This window comes from Sunxiuqinia rutila (assembly GCF_050589705.1).
Taxonomy (GTDB): domain Bacteria; phylum Bacteroidota; class Bacteroidia; order Bacteroidales; family Prolixibacteraceae; genus Sunxiuqinia; species Sunxiuqinia rutila.
The window spans coordinates 257425-277024 of record NZ_JBNGOT010000005.1 but is presented as its reverse complement, the minus strand read 5'-3'; the positions used below and the strand labels follow the sequence as shown (position 1 = coordinate 277024).

At 41.3% G+C, this 19600-nt stretch carries 15 protein-coding genes; 3 read left to right on the top strand and 12 right to left on the bottom strand.

Annotation, left to right across the window (positions count from 1 at the left end):
• Nucleotides 1-27 precede the first annotated feature (27 nt).
• Entirely contained in the window at nucleotides 28-429 is a 402-nt protein-coding gene (locus ACRD6K_RS08275) for a hypothetical protein (RefSeq protein WP_430972876.1), read from the bottom strand.
• A 375-nt stretch (nucleotides 430-804) separates the two neighbouring features.
• On the opposite strand from ACRD6K_RS08275, the gene ACRD6K_RS08270 reads away from it, so the two are divergent.
• The 3 genes from ACRD6K_RS08270 (at nucleotide 805) to ACRD6K_RS08260 (ending at nucleotide 3240) form a co-directional block, all read left to right on the top strand.
• Nucleotides 805-1614, top strand: a complete 810-nt coding sequence (locus ACRD6K_RS08270) for a carboxypeptidase-like regulatory domain-containing protein (RefSeq protein WP_430972875.1) — start codon at nucleotides 805-807, stop codon at nucleotides 1612-1614.
• A 59-nt stretch (nucleotides 1615-1673) separates the two neighbouring features.
• Entirely contained in the window at nucleotides 1674-1865 is a 192-nt protein-coding gene (locus ACRD6K_RS08265) for a hypothetical protein (RefSeq protein WP_430972874.1), read from the top strand.
• 295 nt (nucleotides 1866-2160) lie between these two features.
• Nucleotides 2161-3240, top strand: a complete 1080-nt coding sequence (locus ACRD6K_RS08260; protein ID WP_430972873.1) for a Fic family protein — start codon at nucleotides 2161-2163, stop codon at nucleotides 3238-3240.
• 282 nt (nucleotides 3241-3522) lie between these two features.
• Here the strand turns inward: ACRD6K_RS08260 and ACRD6K_RS08255 are convergent, their stop codons facing one another.
• The 11 genes from ACRD6K_RS08255 to ACRD6K_RS08205 form a co-directional block, all read right to left on the bottom strand.
• A complete protein-coding gene (locus tag ACRD6K_RS08255; RefSeq protein WP_299576979.1) occupies nucleotides 3523-5037 on the bottom strand; it encodes a BCCT family transporter in 1515 nt (504 codons plus the stop codon).
• A 1071-nt stretch (nucleotides 5038-6108) separates the two neighbouring features.
• Nucleotides 6109-6549, bottom strand: coding sequence for a DUF1573 domain-containing protein (locus tag ACRD6K_RS08250; protein ID WP_299576977.1), 441 nt, complete (start codon nucleotides 6547-6549; stop codon nucleotides 6109-6111).
• A 94-nt stretch (nucleotides 6550-6643) separates the two neighbouring features.
• Nucleotides 6644-8371, bottom strand: a complete 1728-nt coding sequence (locus ACRD6K_RS08245) for a RagB/SusD family nutrient uptake outer membrane protein (RefSeq protein WP_430972872.1) — start codon at nucleotides 8369-8371, stop codon at nucleotides 6644-6646.
• A gap of 22 nt (nucleotides 8372-8393) precedes the next feature.
• A complete protein-coding gene (locus ACRD6K_RS08240) occupies nucleotides 8394-11885 on the bottom strand; it encodes a TonB-dependent receptor (protein WP_430972871.1) in 3492 nt (1163 codons plus the stop codon).
• A gap of 175 nt (nucleotides 11886-12060) precedes the next feature.
• Entirely contained in the window at nucleotides 12061-13158 is a 1098-nt protein-coding gene (locus tag ACRD6K_RS08235; protein ID WP_430972870.1) for a FecR family protein, read from the bottom strand.
• Between the two features lie 42 nt (nucleotides 13159-13200).
• Nucleotides 13201-13788, bottom strand: a complete 588-nt coding sequence (locus ACRD6K_RS08230; protein ID WP_430972869.1) for an RNA polymerase sigma-70 factor — start codon at nucleotides 13786-13788, stop codon at nucleotides 13201-13203.
• Nucleotides 13789-14100: 312 nt separating this feature from the next.
• A complete protein-coding gene (locus ACRD6K_RS08225; RefSeq protein ID WP_430972868.1) occupies nucleotides 14101-15300 on the bottom strand; it encodes a DUF4861 domain-containing protein in 1200 nt (399 codons plus the stop codon).
• 76 nt (nucleotides 15301-15376) lie between these two features.
• Nucleotides 15377-16174, bottom strand: coding sequence for a gluconate 5-dehydrogenase (locus tag ACRD6K_RS08220; protein WP_430972867.1), 798 nt, complete (start codon nucleotides 16172-16174; stop codon nucleotides 15377-15379).
• Nucleotides 16175-16202: 28 nt separating this feature from the next.
• Nucleotides 16203-17444 carry a DUF2264 domain-containing protein gene (locus ACRD6K_RS08215; protein ID WP_430972866.1) on the bottom strand — a complete coding sequence of 414 codons (1242 nt, stop codon included), beginning with the start codon at nucleotides 17442-17444 and terminating at the stop codon, nucleotides 16203-16205.
• Nucleotides 17445-17502: 58 nt separating this feature from the next.
• The gene (kduI, locus tag ACRD6K_RS08210; RefSeq protein WP_430972865.1) at nucleotides 17503-18345 is read right to left on the bottom strand and encodes a 5-dehydro-4-deoxy-D-glucuronate isomerase; all 843 of its coding nucleotides are present in this window, start codon (nucleotides 18343-18345) and stop codon (nucleotides 17503-17505) included.
• A 7-nt stretch (nucleotides 18346-18352) separates the two neighbouring features.
• The gene (locus ACRD6K_RS08205) at nucleotides 18353-19513 is read right to left on the bottom strand and encodes a glycoside hydrolase family protein (RefSeq protein ID WP_430972864.1); all 1161 of its coding nucleotides are present in this window, start codon (nucleotides 19511-19513) and stop codon (nucleotides 18353-18355) included.
• Nucleotides 19514-19600 lie beyond the last annotated feature (87 nt).

Sequence of the window (19600 nt, the reverse complement as noted above, 5' to 3'; positions counted from 1 at the left end):
GTTTCGTGACCTCGTGCCTTCGTGACTTCATACCTTCGTACGTTCGTGCCTTCGGGCTGTAGGGTTTTCAAATAGCTTTGGCAATCCCCCCACCCTCCGGACGATGGTGCCTGGTAGCCAGACGAACTCAGCAACCCGCCAGACAATGGTGCCGAACTGCCGGACGAACTCAGCGATGAGCCAGACAATGGTGCCTAATCGCCAGACGATCACAGCGACTAGCCGGACGAACCCGGAGAAAGGCCAGACGATGTCGGCAAGTAGCCAGACGATGGTGCCGAAGAGCCAGATGAACTCAGCGACTCGCCAGACCATGTCGCCAACCTGCCAGACGAACTCAGCGACCAGCCAGACGGTGTCGGCGGGGCGCCAGAACATCGGCAGGACGCGGCAAGCCGGGGAAATGAGATCAATTGAAAAATCGGTCATGCGTTTACCAACTAAAGCCCTAATCTTGAGGAGCGGGGAAAAGGTCTTGGGTATACCCGGACTTAATAAGTATGCAGACCCTTATAAGAATTGAATTGCAAACTCAAGACAGCTTGCGTTGCCGCTTCGCTCAATCAAAGGACAGGCAGGATTTCAGTTGTTTCGAACCAAAATAAAAATGCCCATCCTGATGTATACATTTTGTAAAGTTTTGTAAATTGATCGGCGAAACCTAAAAAGAAAAAACCAATGACAGTACTAACCAACGGACACCCACCGCACACAAGCAGCGTTTTAACCAGCAAAAACACATCCAGCTAAAGTGAATATATCCCCAAGACTGCGGGGATACGAGTGTTACCAATAATTTTAAAAATGAAGCATTTTGCAATTTTGACATTAACCCTTCTTCTTTCTCTTTACAATACGTTTAGTCAAACTATAAATGGGAAAATAGTAAGTAAAGAGGACAATAGGTCGATTAGCTATTCAAATATTGGCATTTTAGGAAAATCTATCGGTACAATATCTGATACTAATGGGAATTTTGAACTAATTATCAAAGAATTAAAAACGAAAGATACGCTACGGATTTCAGCAATTGGTTTTGAGACTAGAGATATTACAATTAATGAAATTATTTCAAAACAACTTCCCATAAATATATTTCTCGAAAAAAAGATTTATCCAATAGATGAAGTGGTCATAAAGGCAAAAACAACTAAGGCAAGGATTGTTGGTACACAAACATCTAGCAAAGTAGTTCAGACAGGAGCAAAAGTTAATAAAGGAGGAGTTGAGTTAGCTTCATATTTACCTGTGAAAAAGAATGCTTTTCTTACTAATATTCGAATGAATCTTGCTTCTGTTCCTAAAGATTCAGTAACTTTTCGTATCAAGATCTATTCAGTAGAAAAAAAGAAACCAGGCGAATTAAAATCAGTAAAAAATATTCTTTTTAGGAGTAAGCTGCTCCTAGGTACAAATACATTTAATGTGAGCGATTATCAAATTATGCTAAGTGACGACACCTTTCTATCATATGAACTAATTGAAGGGAAAAGCCCTGCTTTTAGTGTTTCCCTACTTGGAATAAAAAGTTATTACAGACCTGCGAGTCAAGCCAATTGGGAAAAATTACCAGGAAGTATTGCTCTTTATGCAACTTTAATATATGAGAAATAAACTATTGGGAGTCGAGTAAGCTAGGGGAATTCCACCCCTAACTTCTCACAGAACCGTACGTGAACCTCCCCTGCTTCCGCGCGATTTCATCGCGTGGTTTAATCAAAATTATTGATGAGAAAATAGATTACATCCCTAATAATCCGGTTGAAGCAGGATTGGTTTTCATAGCTGAAGATTATTGGTATAGCAGTGCTGTGGACTATTCAGGCGAAAAAGGGGTATTGAATAATGTCATTGTTGTCAAGTAGCGTCTAAAGACCACGCGATACAATCGTGCGGCAGCGCGGCATAAGGGACTTACACCCTCTGGAATAATTTCATGCATCACACTACCATTTAACTCTAAAAATTTGTATAGTGCATAAGGGGTTCTTCAGTTTTCGGGCGTTTTCGCTCGCATTAATTTATAGTAGCTAATTGATAGGTTTGAACTCCGTAATCCCTTACGCAACACACATTTAACGTTAGGCTTCATGCAAGAAACACACTGCAGATATTGATATTTGTACCATAATTTGTATTTTTGGGACAAATAAAAAGAATATGGGACAAAATGCACCACGTTATCAACTTGAGAAACTTCCACCTCTTAGAGAAAAAGTGGAAACAATTGAAATTCTTAGACAAACAAACAAGTCCACTGCTGCATTAGCTGAGTTAAAAGGAATTGCGAAGACAATTCCTAACCAAGAAATGCTGATTAACGCCATAGTTTTGCAGGAAGCAAAAGATAGTTCGGAAATTGAAAATATTATTACGACACAAGATGAGCTTTATAAAGCATTGACTATTAATAAAACTCACATTTCACCTGAGACAAAGGAAGTTGTAAATTACCGAAAAGCAATATTTCAAGGATATGACCTTGCTAAAAAACAAGGATTTATAAGGGTTAATGATATTGTGAGCATTCAACAAGAATTGGTTGACAATACTGCTGGGATTAGAAGTACACCAGGAACTGTATTAAAAAATGATGCAACAGGAGAAATAGTTTACACTCCACCACAAGATAAAGCTGAAATACTTGACTTGCTTTCCAATTTTATAAACCATTTCAACCAGCAGGATGATTTGTCGCCATTGATAAACTTGGCGATATTGCATTGTCAGTTTGAAAGCATTCACCCATTTTATGATGGAAATGGTAGAACAGGTCGGATTTTAAATATTTTGTATTTAATATTAAATGAATTGATTGATGTTCCAATTTTATACCTAAGCTCTTATATTATTGCCAATAAGCCAAAATATTACCGACTTTTAAATCAAACAAATCGACAAGGGAAATGGGAAGAATGGATAATGTTTATGCTTAAAGCTGTTGAAAGCACATCAAAAGATACAATCACAAGAATTACAAATATCAAAGACCAACTAGATTCTACAATAGTTAAAGTACAAGAAAAAGCTCCCAAACTTTATAGAAAAGAACTTGTTGAATTGTTATTTGAACAACCATATTCGAAAATTGAATTTGTTGTAAATAAATTAGGGGTAGAAAGAAAAGCTGCTTCAAGATATTTAAAAGAACTTGAAGATATTGGGATTCTTGAATCTCAAAAAGTTGGAAGAGAGACTTTGTATATAAATAAAGAATTGATTGAAATACTGAAACAATAATGCACGAAAGCCTAATCGAGTGGGAAGCCGCTAGGCTAAAAGCCTAGCGGGGAACCCCTCACACCACCCAGCGTACGCGAGCTACGCTCCTCCCTGTCGTTTTAAATGTCCACCGGACATTTAAAAATCAGGCACATACACGGCGGTTCGTTAAGTTATCGAAAACAGAACCGTACTTGGTTTAACTTGATTGTAGCGATCCAGTAAAGGGATGTAATCCCGCTTTTTCAATCGATCATATCGTACCGCATCATTCTGTCAGGAAACGCCATCAATAGAAAACTATACGTGCTTTAACTGCTCATCTTGTTTTAAGCTTTTAACCAACGAAAGACTAACCAGCACCAGGATAATTGCAAAAGGAAAGCCGGTTGAAATAGAAGCTGATTGAAGAGCCGTTAAACCACCTCCTACTAATAAGGCGATGGCAATAGCGCCTTCCATAAAAGCCCAAAATATTTTTTGTCCTTTGGGCGCATTCAATTTCCCTCCTGCGGTCATCATATCTACCACCAAAGAGCCACTGTCCGAAGACGTAATGAAAAAAGTACCCACTAAAATAATGCACACAAATGCAGTGATGTCATAAAAAGGGAGGGTCTCCAGCATTTTGAAAAGTCCAATGGAGCTGTCTTGTGCTACGATGGATGCCATATCCAAATTGCCATCCAATTGCAGATTGATAGCGGTTCCACCCAGAACTGACATCCATAAAAATGAAAAGACAGAAGGTAAAACCAAGCCAAAAATCGCAATCTCCCGAATGGTTCTCCCTTTGGAAATCCGGGCAACAAACGTTCCTACAAATGGCGACCAGGAAATCCACCATACCCAGTAAAACATCGACCAGCCTTTAAACCAGCTTCCGGCAGTACTATTTTGATTTCGGAATAAGCTTAATTCAATCAAATCAGAAAGGTAAATTCCTAAGCTTTGCACAAAACCATCGATTAAGCGAACCGTATTTCCTAAGATTAGCACAAATGCAAAAACAATTAGTGCGATAACAATATTGGCATTACTTAAATATTTTAGTCCTTTATTTAAACCCGTAACAACAGAGATCGTCGCAATTAGAGTAATTCCGATGATGGAACTCACTTGTAAACTGGTAGCATTTTCTAATCCAAAATACTCGGATAAGCCGGTACTGAACTGCAAGGCACCAAAGCCCAGTGAGGTCGCTAATCCAAACAGTGTTGCTAAAACCGCAATAACATCAATTAGATAGCCAGGCCATCCATTCATCCGATCGCCAAATAGCGGAACCAAGGTCGATTTTAATGATAATGAACTGTTTTTATTAAAGGTAAAATAGGCCAGTGCAATTCCGAGTAACATGTAAATTCCCCAAACATGAAAACCATAGTGAAAATAGGTATTGCGAATGGCTAAGCGAGATTTATAAATATCTGAAGCCCCATCAACAATGGGGTGGCTAAAATGTAGCATCGGTTCTGCAACACTAAAATAGACTAAGCCAATTCCCATTCCCGCTGAAAACAACATCGCTACCCAGGAAAACTTGCTGAAGCTGGGCTTTGCATCCTTCCCTCCAATTCTGATTTTGCCAAATTTGCTAAATGCCAGGTAGAGTACAAATATTAGAAAGTAGTTAATGCTTAGTGAAATAAACCAACCAAAATTACGCGACATATAAGCCTGAAAACCGGAAAATGCAGCTTCCGATTGTTCGTTAAAAATGATGGTAAAACTGACAAATAAAAAGGTGATTAATGCTGCCGGAATGAAAACCGGCTTTGAGATATCAAAATACTTGTTTTTGAAATTATTCATTACTATTGCTTAAGAAATTAAGAGCTTCCATTATTGATTTAAAAATGTATTTTCCTTACCTGAAACCTTCTCCAGGTGGAGTACTCCAAAATGGAAGTAGCTGCCTGATAAGTTTTCTTCCTTGTCTGGCACTAAGAATTTGAAATAAGAATTAATTGGAGTGGTTTTTCCTAGGGGGGAACCTCTAATTCACTACTTTCGACACTGCTTCCGGTAATATCATTTACTATGCTGGGTTGAAGAACGGCCCATGCGACAGTTTGATTCATACAATCTATTGTTAAAATAAACACTTAAAATTTTTAATTGGCGGAAACATTCTACGAACAAGTTTTAATACAGGAATAATCAGATTAGTGTCCTGGCAAGAATGGATTAATTTGAGCGGATATACATGTAATTAAAAATGAAACCCTACTTTCAACCTGCATATTTCTCATTTCTCACAATATTGTTTCGGAGCAGAGCCGGTTAAGTATTAAAGCGCGGCGGAACTCATTAACGAGCTTTCACTGGAAACCACAAACCTTACTCTCAACCACTTGCTACTTCAGAATGGGAAGACAGACACCATCTTTCTAAAGATGGACTGAATTTGTATTGAACTTACCTTCCCACAGACATTTTGTCTTTCGTTATGAATAACAATTTCCCAAATAGTTCGCGAAATAACGAAATACAATTAAGTTTTTATAATTTTTTGGACATTATCTGCTTACGAAGAAAATGCAAACACGTCATACACAACTGACAATGAGGGCGAACAGCTTGAATATTTTTTTTCACAAAAAAAATTGTGCCGGAGAATTATTTCTCCTGTAATCGAGGTTGAAAAAAACGCGACCGATTTTTACGGAGAAAATAAGCAAAGTTGCAACTGACTTTAAAAGCACCGCAAAATCCAAGCCGGATTAGATTTATAATCCATCAAACTTGCCCAATTTGCATCTTCAGTTTTTCAGGCGATCCGGAATATCCTATTGGCTAGCCCCAACCAACCAAACAAAAAAAAAAGAGTTGACCGAATGGACAACTCTTTTTTGGGCAGATGAGCCGATGACTAAAAACGGCTTAAAGCGTTTGGGTAATCTCTCCTGTAAATTGCACATCAAAGGGATCATCCTGGTTGCTTAGATAGACCCTAACGGCCTTGTTGAACAGCCCCGGACTGTCAGCAACAAAGCGAATTTTAAGGTCTGATGAAGCTTCGGGAAGAATCGGCTCTGTTTGATATTCGGGCATGGTACATCCGCAAAATACCCGGACGTTGTTGATCAAAACAGGTTTTGGGGTCTTGTTTGTCAGGGTGAGGACAACTTCCTGCTCCTGCCCTACAACCAGGGTCCCCAGCTCATAAACCACATCTTCATAGGCCGAGTCTGTTAATTCCATCATCTTGGTTTCTCCCCTACTGGCTTGTTGTCCCTGGCAATTCCAAATAAAAACAGCAAGTACAGTTATCAGCATGTAATTTCTAAATCCGTTTATTTTAATGTCAAAATAATGGTTCATTTTCAAAGGGATTCCGATTTAGAGATGTATATATTCCAACTAAAAATAAACGAGTTGCCCTTGAGCAACTCGTTATACTTAAACATTGATTCGATTAGTAGCCAGGTGTTTGTTCTAACACAGTTGCTCCGGTTTCGTCAACCGACAAATCAATTTGCGTTTGAGGTACCGGCCAGTATTCATGTTTACCGGCAACAAACTTTTTCCCTGCCAGATGGCCCATAAACTGCCCTTCCTTTTGAAGGTAGGCATTCATCACATCGCTTGCAACTCCCCATCTAACCAAGTCAAAGAAACGATAACCCTCCATTCCGAATTCCATCCGCATTTCATGGCGAATAGCCTTCAAGGCAAACTCTTTACTTCCAAAACTAGCGTATGGTTCAATGGCATAATTAGCAGCTTCCATACCATCATCAAACATCACATAATTACTGTTTTTGGCTCGATTACGAATGTCATTAACCATCTTCAGTGCCAATGGTAAATCATCTGTTTCTGCAGCACATTCGGCCAACCACAGCATGGCATGAGCCAAACGATATTTACGGTAAGAGTTATTATTAACGCCGGTAGCCCAGCCCGTTGTTGTATTGCCCGAACCTTGATCAGCTTTCAAAAACATATTCTTTTTGAAAAGATACGGTCCACCATTCTGAATATCCCGGATGGGTTGCTCGGCATCAATTGGTCCCCAGTCTAAGAAAGGAACTCCCGGACGACCAACGGTGTGATCCAAACGAGGATCTACATTCCCCGGATAAAAGTCTTTGGTATAAACCTCCGGATTATCTTTATCCCATACATCCGCCCAAGGCAACATTTCATTATTGTAGGTATCCAAAAGCGGAAGTCCATTCTCATCTGTTTTAAATGAGTTTACAAAGTTCTGCGTGGGTTGGAAAAAGCCGCAGCATGTTCCGATTTTTCCACCTTGAGGGAAGTTCAGTGCATCTCCCCAGCCCGCATTGTATGAACCATCGGAGCCATCATTTACAGCATACTGGATTTCCAGGATCGACTCCTCATTGTTTCTTGTGGCTGCCAGGTAGTTCTGCTCATAGCTATCCATCAACTCAAAGCCACCATTGGTAACCACATCATTCAAGAGCGTTTTTGCATCAGGAAATTTTCCCTGAAACATATAAACTTGTGCCAACATGGTTTTTGCCGCCCATTCTGTTGCACGTCCGGGTGCCCCATCCCAACGACTTGGCAAATTATCTTTTGCAAAGACCAAGTCTGCTTCAATCTCCGGCCAAACAACATGGTCATTTGGAACAACGGTTGGATTCTCTGTATTCTCATCAATCCATGGCACTCTATAGTGTACTTTGGTTAACTCGAAATACAGGTGCGCACGTAAGAATCTTGCTTGCGCAGCGGCCAGTGTTTTTTCGCCATCCGTCATCCCTTCGGCATCCGGTAGAACGATTAAAACATCATTACAACGAACAATCCCGTCATACAGTGCTCGCCAATGGTTGGTCACATATCCGTTGTCGGCATCTGCAAAAAAGCCTTCAACCGGATTAATGGTAGCCTGGTCTCCAAATGAAGACCCTTTGTAAGCGTCATCTGAAGCTACACTTCCCCAAACCCAATTGGTTACAGAACTGGCCCAGATATTTCCAGAACGAACATTTCCGCCATCAATTACGGCATACGCTCCTGTTAATAATGCGTTAACTCCATCTTTCGTATAAAACGTTTCCAAGGAAGCCTCACCTTTGGGTTTGATCGTATAGAAATCATCACCGCAAGAGTAAAAGAGGGCTGATAAAAAGAAAAATGGTACTAGAAATTTTGCTATATTTTTCATAATGAATTCGAATTTTAGTTGATTATAAGTTTAAATTAACACCAACCATAAACATTCTTGATGTTGGATAAGCACCTTCATCAACACCAAAAATGCGATCATCACGTCCTGTGCGTAATTCCGGATCTAAACCACTATAATCTGTGATTGTAAACAGGTTCGTTGCTTGCAAATAAATTCTCAGGTGATCAATATCCAGTTTAGAAGACAAGCTTTTAGGTAGTGTATACCCAATCTGTAAATCTTTCATACGGAAATACGAGCCATCTTCAACAAAGAAAGAGGAGTTCTTTTGCATTTCTCCATCATTTTGAAGGGCAATTGGCATGGTTATTTTTGCACCCGATGCATAACGATCTGCCGTCCAGGATTCATACAATCTTCTTGGGTCGCGGTTTCCCTGGAAGTTGGTAAATAAGGTCCAACGATTCACAAAATTCACCAGGTCATTGCCTTGCATTCCCTGAAAGAACATGGTCATATCCCAATTCTTGTAATTCACATCAATATTCAAGCCGTATGTAAAATCAGGATGAGGAGAACCGATGAAAGTACGATCATCGCCATCAATTTTTCCATCTCCAGAAATATCACGATACATAAACTTACCAGGACCACTATAGGTATCATCTTCAACATTCTCGGTATTGTAAGGAGCATGCATCCCTGGCTTCAATTGGTCTTTTTGCCTAATGACCTCACCGGCCTCGTCTAATACATCAACCTTGTCAAACATATCCGGAGAGAAATAACCTTCAACAACATATCCATAGAATGATGATATTGGTTGTCCCGTCGTAGAAGCCGTATAAACATTTTGCCGCAGCTGTTCTCCATAAAGAATCTCATTGGCATTATCATTCAATTTTACCACTTCATTCTTATAATGAGAAATGTTTCCACGTACATCAAACGTCAAATCATTACCTACTTCGCCATGGTAGGTTAACATCAAGTCCCAACCGGTATTTTTCATTTCTCCTACATTCACGTCAGGAAGTTGCAACTCACCCCATGTATTGGGTAGTTGTTGGCCATAAAGCATATCGCTTGTATTCCGGGTATACCAATCCAAATTAACCTCCAGGCGGTTGCCCAGCAAAGTAGCATCCAATCCAAGGTTTGTTGTGGTTGTGGTTTCCCACACGGCATCCGGATTACCCAATTTGTATTTGTGGAATCCGGACTGGGTAGATGTACCCGAACCCTTCAGATCATAAAATGATTCATCGATGTTCGCACGGTAAGTACTGTAAATATTGTAATTTCCGATACGGTCGTTACCATTTTGTCCCCAACCAAATCGAAGTTTTAAATCATCCAGCCAAGTTTCGCTATTTCCCATAAAAATTTCCTCTGAAATTCGCCATCCTAAAGAGAAAGCCGGAAAGGTTCCCCAACGATTGTCTTCCGAGAAACGCGAAGAGGCATCACGACGCATAACAGCTTCCGCCAGGTATTTACCTTGATAACTGTAATTCAGACGTCCAAAATAGGAGAAGGTTGCCCACTCATCAAACGAACCGGAAGAGATCTGATCAGATTCTCCCCCATTAAGCACCATATAATCCAAATCAGTCGAGATGTAAGAGGCCCGACCTGCATCAAAAAACTCCCAGTAGTTGTTCACAGCTTCTGTACCAGCCAAAAAGTCAAATTTATGATTATCCGCAACGGTTCTTGTATAATTCAAGGTATTTGACCAGTTCCATTGAATGCCCCCATCAAAATTCTCGGTCAAGCGGTCAGTAGGTCTGGCTTCTGAAAATTCCGGGTTTTTCAAATTACGATCCCGCAAGCGCTGACTCTCGTAGTTCACACCAAACAGAGTTTTGACATACAGACCATCCATGATATCAATTTGGGCATAGGTATTACCAATAATCCGCATTTGACGGTTATGATCATCTTTGTCGCGGTACAACATTGCTAGTGGATTATCTCCATTACCAGTTCCTGGTGCTTTTGTTCCGGCAAAATTTCCGGCAATATCATAAACCGGTATAATGGGCTGCATGCGGTAAGTAAATGAAATTGGGTTCCCTTCCCGGTTGTTTTCAAAACCAACGCGATCAGTATAAGTTACACCAATGCTCTCTCCTATTTTCAACCAGTCTTTTAACTGAACATCGGCATTCATTCGAGCGGCATAGCGTTCAAAACCGGTGTAAACAACTGTTCCTTCCTGGTTCAGATAGCCCGCAGAAACCGAATAACTTCCTTTATTCGTTCCTCCTGTTATGGAAAAGTTATATTCTTGAATAGGTGCTGCATCAAAAATTTCGTCATACCAATCGGTTCCAGGCACAGAGGCTCGATAGATCGTATTATTCGGGTAGCTGTAAGTATTTTCATCAACTGTATTACCGACTGGCTTGGCATAAATTGGAATAACCGGCTCAGCACCATTCCCATACTGCTCCGTACCCCAACCAGCATCACCTGGCTTCAATCCGGCATTACGCATTTCCATAAATAACATCTCCCCATACTCTTGGGTGTTCATCAAGTCCATCTTATTGATCGCCTTTTGGACACCGTAACGAGCATCGAAAGAAATCTTGGGCTCGCCAGCTTTTCCGCGTTTGGTTGTAATAATAATAACACCGTTTGCGGCACGTACACCATAGATCGCAGACGAAGAAGCATCCTTCAAAACCGTCATCGACTCGATGTCATTCGGGTTAATTTGACTTAAACCTCCTGTTGTTGGAACCCCGTCAACAATGAATAACGGATCGTTATTGTTAACAGAACCAAAACCACGAACACGTACAGTGGCATCTCCACCCGGAGAATTGTCGGTTGTAATGGTAACACCAGAAACGCGACCTTGCAATCGTGCGGCAGCATTGGCTACGGGAACGGCTCTCAGTTCGTCAGCATTAACTGAAGAAACTGCTCCGGTTACTGTTTTCTTTTGTTGAGAACCGTAACCAACCACCACCACTTCATCAACACCAATCACATCTTCTTCCATCGTAATTTGGAATGCGGATTGATTGCCTAAGTCAACGGTTTGAGTAATCATACCAATATAAGAAACCACCACAGCTGAAGCGCCTTCGGGAACCTTCAAACTGAATTTTCCGTCCAAATCAGTAATTACTCCAGTTGTTGTTCCTTCAAAAACAATCGAAACACCAGGAATTGGAGTACCATCACTACCAGTTACAACACCGGTAATAACACGTTCATCTTGTTGCTCTGAATTCATGGCTTTCAAAACAATCAAGTTGTTGTTTTGAAAGCTATAAGCCAAGTCCTTTCCTTCGAACAGTTCATTTAGAACTTCATTGACATCTTTATTCCGAACATCAATATTGACTGTTTCATCCAGCGATAAAGCGTCTTCCGAGTAGAAGAAACGGAAATTACTTGATTGTTCAATAACGTTCAATACAGAACGTAAGGATTGATTTTTTATTTCCAGGTTAAGCTTGGTGTTTTGAGAATGAACTTCCGCACTTACCTGAACTAATCCCAGCAGTAAAAAAAAGGCTGTTAGTTTCATAAATAGAAAAAGTTTTTTCAATTGATCCCAGGGGGATTCAAAGAACTGTTTTTTTTTCATAGTTTTACAAATAATTAGTTAGACGATACATACTTACGTATGCTGTTGTTTAATAAAGTAGCAGGATGCTGGTACCATCCTGTTACTCTTTTTTTTGAGAACGTTTATTAATTTACTAGAATTTAGGGTTATACCATATGCTTACATTTTTATTGTCGAGTGTATAATTAATTGGAGAGGTGATGCTAAGCACATCCAATACTTCCTTCAGGTTTTCATCCATCAGTGTGCCGCTATAGGCCAGGTCAAATAATGAAGAATCTTTTATGTTGATGCTTACATCATACCGCTTTTCAAGCTTCTTCATGAGTGAGCCAAACTGTTCTTTATAAATCACCCACTCCCTTTCTTTCCACGAAGTGTAAATATCCGTTCGAACATCGGAAGTCAGCACCGCCTTTTCAATCTTTAGGGGTGCTTTATCCTGGCAGTCTGAATGTTCTTGAGTTTTTTGGTCAGCCAATTGCTGATCACACTTTTGCTGATTCTTATTTTTATAAATGGTAAGTACCTGGTTGGGTTTTAGCACCACATCGTCCTTCTGGGGAGCCAGCGCACGATTTACAGCCACTTCACCTTCTACCAAAAGAGTTTCAATAAATCCCTCATCGCTATAAGCCCTGACATTGAAACGCGTACCAGTGGCCTTCACTTTCACCCCTGCGGTTTCAACATAAAAGGGGCGTTCTTTATTGGTTACAACATCAAAAAATGCTTCTCCGTCCAGCCAAACCAATCGTTGGCTCTCATCAAAAGTTATGGGGTACCGCACTGAACTTCCCGCATTGATCCAAACGCGCGATCCATCGGGCAAAGTCACCACAGATTTACTTCCAAATGGAACTTCTGTGACTATGTAATCAGCCCGTAATTCATTAACTTCTTCGGATGGATTAAACTGAAAATAGTAATGTCCCAAAATAAAAGCGATGGCAAATACGGCAGCAATCTTGGCCAGCTCAATGCTCATATGCACAAGCTTCGCCCGTTGGTTAATTTTAGAGGAAAGCTTGTTCCAATTCTTTTTGGTATTGAATCGTTCGGATTTTAAAGCCGTCGGGGAAAGTTCGATGTAGGCGACGGACTGACTAAAATACGCGGCATTTTGCTCTGAAGCCTCCACCCATTCAAAAAGCTCAGCTTCCTGCTGTTTGCTTAGCGTTCCATTTACATAGTCCAGAATAAGGACATCAATCTCTGAATTCATGCTCATAGCCGATGTGTAAACTAACTTTTACCTCTATGACAATGAAATTCAAAAATGGCATACAAGATTAAACAAGAAAATTTCACCTTTTGTCTTAACACCTTCAAATTCAAGGCGTATTTTTTTCAAGGCGCGGCCAATTTGAGTTTTCACCGTGCCTTCCGACAAATTCAGTTTCCTGGCGATGGCCTTGTAAGACATTTGCTCAAATCGGTTCAAAAAGAAAATATAACGACATTGCTTTGGAAGGGAGTCAATAGCCTCTTTCAGCCGTTCTTCAAGCTTATCCATTTGCTGCAGCTGTTCGATTTTGGCTGAGACTTCTTCCTGCTTGTAAAACGGGTAAGTCAGTTCCGAACTGAGGCTCACTTTCTGCTTCCGCTTGCGCAACTGGTTAATCGACAAATTGCGGACGGCAATGTACAAATAAGACTTTAATGAACTGGTAATTTCAATCGACTGCCGCTTATTCCAAAATTCCAGGAAACAGTCATTGACAATGTCTTTGGCATCTTCATGACTCCCTAATATGCCCGAAGCATAAGCACAAAGTGCAGCATAGTGGGCATCAAAAATATACTCAAAAGCATTCTGATCATTATGAAACTTTACCCGTGAAAATAAGATTTGATCCATGTTTGGCATAGTTCATCTTCGTTAGTTTAGGAGTATATCGGACAACAAAAAAACAAAACTGCAACATAAGCAGTTTTATTTTAACGAAATATAGAAAGTTTTGTTGAAATACAAGAAGGGATTTTGCTATTATAGAACAGTCTCATTTTCAAAACAGAGCACAATTCCTCCTGATCTACCTAACGTTACCTGACTTAACTGTTAAACAACATAAGCTTACACTGAGGCGTTCAGCCCAGCTGTAATTTTCAATTCAAAAAAAAGGAGCCATGTTGCCATGACTCCTTTGCATTTAACGAAAAACGATCCTTCCTAAATAATAACGTCAATGGGATGACTTAGCTTTTCAGCCTCTTCGTTAATGTAGTTTCTAAAATGGTCAATTTCTTTCCATTTGGGATTTTCAAGCCCCCAAACCGCAAAGAAATAATGACGCGTTGGTTGCTCATTGGCAAGCGTCTGTGCCACATAATATGTTTCAGAAATAACGTGGCTAAAGTTTTTTGCCGGCACCGTTTGGTAGCCTTCTTTAAAGAAGTTGATATCGGTTGTCCGGTCAATGGCTGTCAGCTCATCTTTCGGAACCATTACGGCCATTCCAAGCTCATCCTGGTTTAGCGATTGCACATCAAGGGTGGCTATGGCGGCAAAGTTTTTACCGGCATCAAACGAATAGGGCTCGTTTTTCAATAAGCTGGTAACAATGCCTGTTGCCAGTTGCTTTTGACCGGTATACCCCGTCACCGTAACATCCGACTGGAACCAATATTTGCCTGGATAGATGCTGATCCGCTCAACTGCATCCAGCTTTTGGCCGGCCACATCCCATCCTTTGTATTTCAAATCGAACACCGAGCGAATGGGACCTTCAACGACTTTTTGATACTCATAAACATCGGTGGAGCCCAGTCGAAAAAGCGAATCATTTTCGAGCATGGCCAAACCTCCGGATCCTAGGCTACTTCCACAGTGCAGGACATCCATTCCCCAGTCGGCCAACTTGTGATAGTCGCCCATTTCCGGCGTATGAATTTTATCGATGATCAAACCGGGTTGAAGTTTTCCAAACAGGTCTTTCACATTCCGGCAATCAAAATAATTGCGGAAACCCATTTTGTCGTTTTCCCAGTTGACACTTTCCCCTTGAGCAATGGTTGGAAATCCATCCAGTCCCTGAGGAGCAAAGTACTGATCCACTTCCTTAAAAGAATGATCTTCCTGAACAATTCCCAAACGTACGTTGGTGCGTTTCTCAAAGTCAGGATAATCGGCTACCGCAACAAATTCAAGCTGCAGAGTAATGGTTTCATTGGCCAGGAAATCGAGATTAACAACCAGTTCATCCCAATTACCATCGCCATCCATATCGTCAGCCTGAGTCGGCACCAACTGTCCGTTGCGTTTCAAAACAGGAGCCAGTCCAGCTTCAATTTTGCCGATTTTTTGTTCCAGGTCAACTCGTTCAATCAGGATGGTCTCATCCGGACGGTCTGTATCCATCGGGTTCTTCATCGTAAGTTGATTGTTCGGTGTTGAACAGGAAAAAAGTCCAGCAACAAATAATAGGTAGATTAGCTTTTTCATAACCTTAGTCCAAATCGTTTTCACCTTTAACATAGCCGAAGTTGGCCAGGATTCCGCCATCAACATAAAGCACCTGTCCATTGACAAAGTTACTTGCTGCTGAAGCCAGGAAAAGTGCGGCATTACCAATATCTTCAGGTTCCCCCCAACGGCCTGCAGGAGTACGGGTCATCACCAAATCGTTGAAAGGGTGTCCGCCCTCACGAATAGGAGCTGTTTGCGCCGTAGCAATGTAACCAGGTCCAATACCATTAATCTGCAAATTGTATTTAGCCCACTCGCAGCACATGTTGGCGGTTAACAGTTTTAATCCGCCTTTAGCTGAAGCGTAGGCAGAAACCGAATTGCGGCCATACACACTCATCATCGAGCACATATTGATAATTTTTCCGCTGCGCTTGGCAATCATTTTAGGCGCCACACGCTTGGAAACAATCAAAGGAGCCACCAAATCCACATCAATCACCTGCTTATAATCAGCAATGGGCATATCCAGAATTGGGATTCGCTTGATAATTCCGGCATTGTTAACCAGAATATCAATCTCCCCCACTTCCTTTTCAATTTCGGAAATGCCGCGATCAACATCTTCTTCGCTGGTCACATCAAATTTCAAGGCAAACACATCGATGCCTTCTTTTTTATATTCTGCCCGACAGCTTTCCAGCTTATCGCCTGATAAATCGTTAACACAGATTTTTGCTCCGGCTTTACCCAGGACTTTACCAATAGCCATTCCAATTCCGTGAGTTCCTCCCGTAATCAGGGCTACTTTGTCTGTTAAATCAAATAATTCGTTCATTATGAGTCGTATTTCAATATCTTTATTATTAATCTTTCAATGCATGGTCGGCCGGGAAATTCGTGCCTCCCCAAATTGTTTTCGCCGTCCAATCTGTATCCGGATCAGCCCAAAACGGATCATCTTCAGGTAAACCAAGGGCCAGTAAGCCTACCGAACACAGGTATAAGCTTCCGGTTGAGATATAGCTTTCAGCAATATCCGGTTGATGGCCAACAAAACCAATTGTTAACCAGCCATTGGCATCAAAAACACCATCGGCTTCATACATTCGTTTGATAACGGCAGTAAGTGCACACCGCACCTGAGCCGGCTTAATGGATTCGGGCAAATGATGTTGAAGAGCCATTTGTGACAAGTGTTGAAATGCTCCAAAACGGTAAGGTAATGACCGGCCAATTGCGGGAAAAGTTCCTTCCGGCGAAATCAATTTCTCCTGAATAGCCGCATAACGGGTAGCTCGCTTCAAAACAGTCTCATAGGTAGACTCGTATCGCTTGCTATGCTTGACTGTCTCCGCTAAAATATCGACCATCATGGGTTGAATAACATAGCTGTTGTAATAATCCCAGTGAAACTGAGGACCATCGCCATACATCCCGTCACCAACGTACCATTCCATGTGTTTTTTAATGGTCAAATCAATACGCATTTGGTCCCAGTCTTCGCCTGCAAAAGCCAGAAAAGCCTCAACCATGCCACTAAACAAGAGCCAATTGTTATACCAAGGGGTAATTTCCCTTGAACTTTTCATCGCCTCAACCAACTGCCTTTGAGTCGTTTTATCTAACTGTTTCCAAAGCACATTGGGTGCTCTTAAAATAGCATGTGCTAAAAAAGCAGCATCAACCAATGGTTGATAGCCTTTGGTGAAGTTCATAAAATCCGGAGAATCCGGATCTACCGCCATTTTCAGACTCTTCTGGGCCAACTCAATGAAGTGTTTGCGCTGCTTTCCCTCGCGACTGTTATCAGCCCCTAATTCAAGCCAAGGAGCCAAACCTGCCAAAAGTCGACCAAAAGCTTCCAGGTAGGTAACCTCTTCCCTGTTCGCCTTCATTCCCGGCTTGCATTCTACCGGCATATTCTTTTTTAATTCGCCTTTGCTTAATGCCTCCAATAATGGAGAAGAAATACTGGTTAGTACGTGCACCCAATATTCACGATGATTGGTTGGTTCATCTGCAGCAAAAACAGAAGCTGTTGCTTTTCCACTAAGTGGCAAAAGTCCCGCTAATGACAAGTATTTGAAAACATCTCTTCTTCTCATCTTCTAGGTATTTTGTCAGAAAGACAACAATACCCCTCGAAGGGGTATTGCAAAAAGGTTATTTTAATTCTGTTGGTTTAATAATGTCCATATCGGTGTAATCCAGGTTTTCGCCGGCCATCCCCCAGATAAAAATGTAGTTGCTTGTACCCGCCGCCGAGTGAATCGACCAGCTTGGTGAGATTACAGCTTGCTCGTTTTTCATCCACAAGTGACGAGTTTCATGAGGTTGTCCCATGAAGTGACACACGGCCTGGTCTTCGGGTACATTGAAGTAAAAGTAAACTTCATTCCGGCGGCTGTGAGTATGCGCAGGCATGGTATTCCAGACGCTTCCGGGTTTCAGCTCGGTCATTCCCATCTGCAACTGGCATGTTTCAACAACGGTGTTAATCAACAGCTGGTTGATGTTACGCTCGTTGGATGTTTCCAGAGAGCCCAGGTGTAATACATTGGCATCCCTTAAAGTCACGTGTTTGGTTGGGAATTCTTTGTGAGCCGGTGCCGAGTTGAAATAGAAACGAGCGGGTTTCGCGCTGTCAGCCGATTTGAATACCACTTCCTTCGCTCCTTTTCCAATGTAAAGGGCATCTTTAAACTCAAGCACATATTCTTTTCCATCAACACTCACACTTCCTATGCCACCCACATTGATGATTCCAACTTCGCGTCGCTCGCAGAAATAGTTTGCTTTCAATGCATCAACCGTTCCCAGTGTCAATGCTTTAGTTACCGGAACAGCTCCTCCTACAATGTAGCGCTCAATGTGTGAGTACACTAAATTGATGGTATCCTCTTCCATCACTTTTTCTACCAAAAATTCTTTTCTGATTTTCTCCGTATCATAGGTTTTAAAATCGTCCGGATGATACGCATAGCGTTCTTCAAAATTTGTAGTCATAATTCTCTTATTTTTTTAATTCACGTTTTCGCTTAATTGCTTCTAAATAATAATAATCGGCATAATTCAAAGGAACATCGATTTCTGAATTTCCAGGCAGATGCCCCACTGAATGTTTTAACAAGAATCCGCCATTGGCTCCTCCTTCTGCTAAATACTCAGGGGAAGAAAGCGTTTCCAAAAGCTGATCTGCCAGATCGAAATAACGCTGCCCGTCTTCCACCATTGTTCCCAGTTCATAAAAAGCCGAAGCCAACAAGGCTCCTGCTGAAGCATCTCTTTTTACATTTGGAATCTTAGGATCATTGTAATCCCAGTAAGGAACCAAATCTTCCGGCAGGTTCGGAATAATAAAAGCAGCAATATCTTCTGCGGCTTTCAGGTATTTCGGATCACCTGTTTCCCGATAACAAACAATGTAGCCATATAGTCCCCAAGATTGTCCACGTGCCCAAGCAGAATCGTCGCTGTATCCCTGGTGAGTCTGTTTGCGCTCCACTTCTCCGGTAATCGTATCATAGCTTACCACATGGTACGAACTCATATCGTCCCTAAAGTGATGTTCCAATGTGGTGTTTGCATGAGTTACGGCAATATCCCGAAAACGGTTATCACCGGAAACTTTGGATGCCCAAAACAACATTTCCAAATTCATCATATTATCAATGATAACCGGAAATTGCCATTTCCCCCAGTCCCACGAACGAATAGCTCCAGTAACCGGGTTAAAGCGCGAAGCCAAACTTTCGGCGCCTTGTAAAATTACCTCTTTGTACGCTTCGTCACCGGTTAGCCGGTAAGCATTTCCATAGCTGCAAAACACCATGAAACCCAAGTCGTGCGTTCCAGTGTAAAACTGCACTCCGTCCAATTTCTCCGTCGTTTTAATCGCAGTATTTTTCCATTGCTCATCATTACTCAACTCATACATATACCAATACATTCCTGGTGGAAAACCACTGCACCAGTCTCGAATGCCAATCATTTTGTACCCATCTTTTTCAGTCCATGAACGAGGCAGTTTCTCCGAATCATCGGTTGCCTGCACCAACACGTTCAACTGATCGGAAAGCCGTTGTGTCAAGTCCTCATTGCTAGCCTTTTGGGGAGAGCAAGCCTGAATTGCAATAAACACCAGGCTGATTAGAATTAAATTTCTATGTTTCATTTTAAATTTCATTAATTAGTTAGAAGCACAAATCTAAGATAAAGGAAGCAATTATGCAATCGATTGCATTTTCTTTTCATTTTTTTG

Coding starts and splice junctions, on each gene's coding strand:
- ACRD6K_RS08275 (WP_430972876.1), bottom strand. CDS start 429: ATGACCGATTTTTCAATTGATCTCATTTCCCCGGCTTGCCGCGTCCTG.
- ACRD6K_RS08270 (WP_430972875.1), top strand. CDS start 805: ATGAAGCATTTTGCAATTTTGACATTAACCCTTCTTCTTTCTCTTTAC.
- ACRD6K_RS08260 (WP_430972873.1), top strand. CDS start 2,161: ATGGGACAAAATGCACCACGTTATCAACTTGAGAAACTTCCACCTCTT.
- ACRD6K_RS08255 (WP_299576979.1), bottom strand. CDS start 5,037: ATGAATAATTTCAAAAACAAGTATTTTGATATCTCAAAGCCGGTTTTC.
- ACRD6K_RS08250 (WP_299576977.1), bottom strand. CDS start 6,549: ATGAACCATTATTTTGACATTAAAATAAACGGATTTAGAAATTACATG.
- ACRD6K_RS08245 (WP_430972872.1), bottom strand. CDS start 8,371: ATGAAAAATATAGCAAAATTTCTAGTACCATTTTTCTTTTTATCAGCC.
- ACRD6K_RS08240 (WP_430972871.1), bottom strand. CDS start 11,885: ATGAAACTAACAGCCTTTTTTTTACTGCTGGGATTAGTTCAGGTAAGT.
- ACRD6K_RS08235 (WP_430972870.1), bottom strand. CDS start 13,158: ATGAGCATGAATTCAGAGATTGATGTCCTTATTCTGGACTATGTAAAT.
- ACRD6K_RS08230 (WP_430972869.1), bottom strand. CDS start 13,788: ATGGATCAAATCTTATTTTCACGGGTAAAGTTTCATAATGATCAGAAT.
- ACRD6K_RS08225 (WP_430972868.1), bottom strand. CDS start 15,300: ATGAAGAACCCGATGGATACAGACCGTCCGGATGAGACCATCCTGATT.
- ACRD6K_RS08220 (WP_430972867.1), bottom strand. CDS start 16,174: ATGAACGAATTATTTGATTTAACAGACAAAGTAGCCCTGATTACGGGA.
- ACRD6K_RS08215 (WP_430972866.1), bottom strand. CDS start 17,444: ATGAGAAGAAGAGATGTTTTCAAATACTTGTCATTAGCGGGACTTTTG.
- kduI (WP_430972865.1), bottom strand. CDS start 18,345: ATGACTACAAATTTTGAAGAACGCTATGCGTATCATCCGGACGATTTT.
- ACRD6K_RS08205 (WP_430972864.1), bottom strand. CDS start 19,513: ATGAAACATAGAAATTTAATTCTAATCAGCCTGGTGTTTATTGCAATT.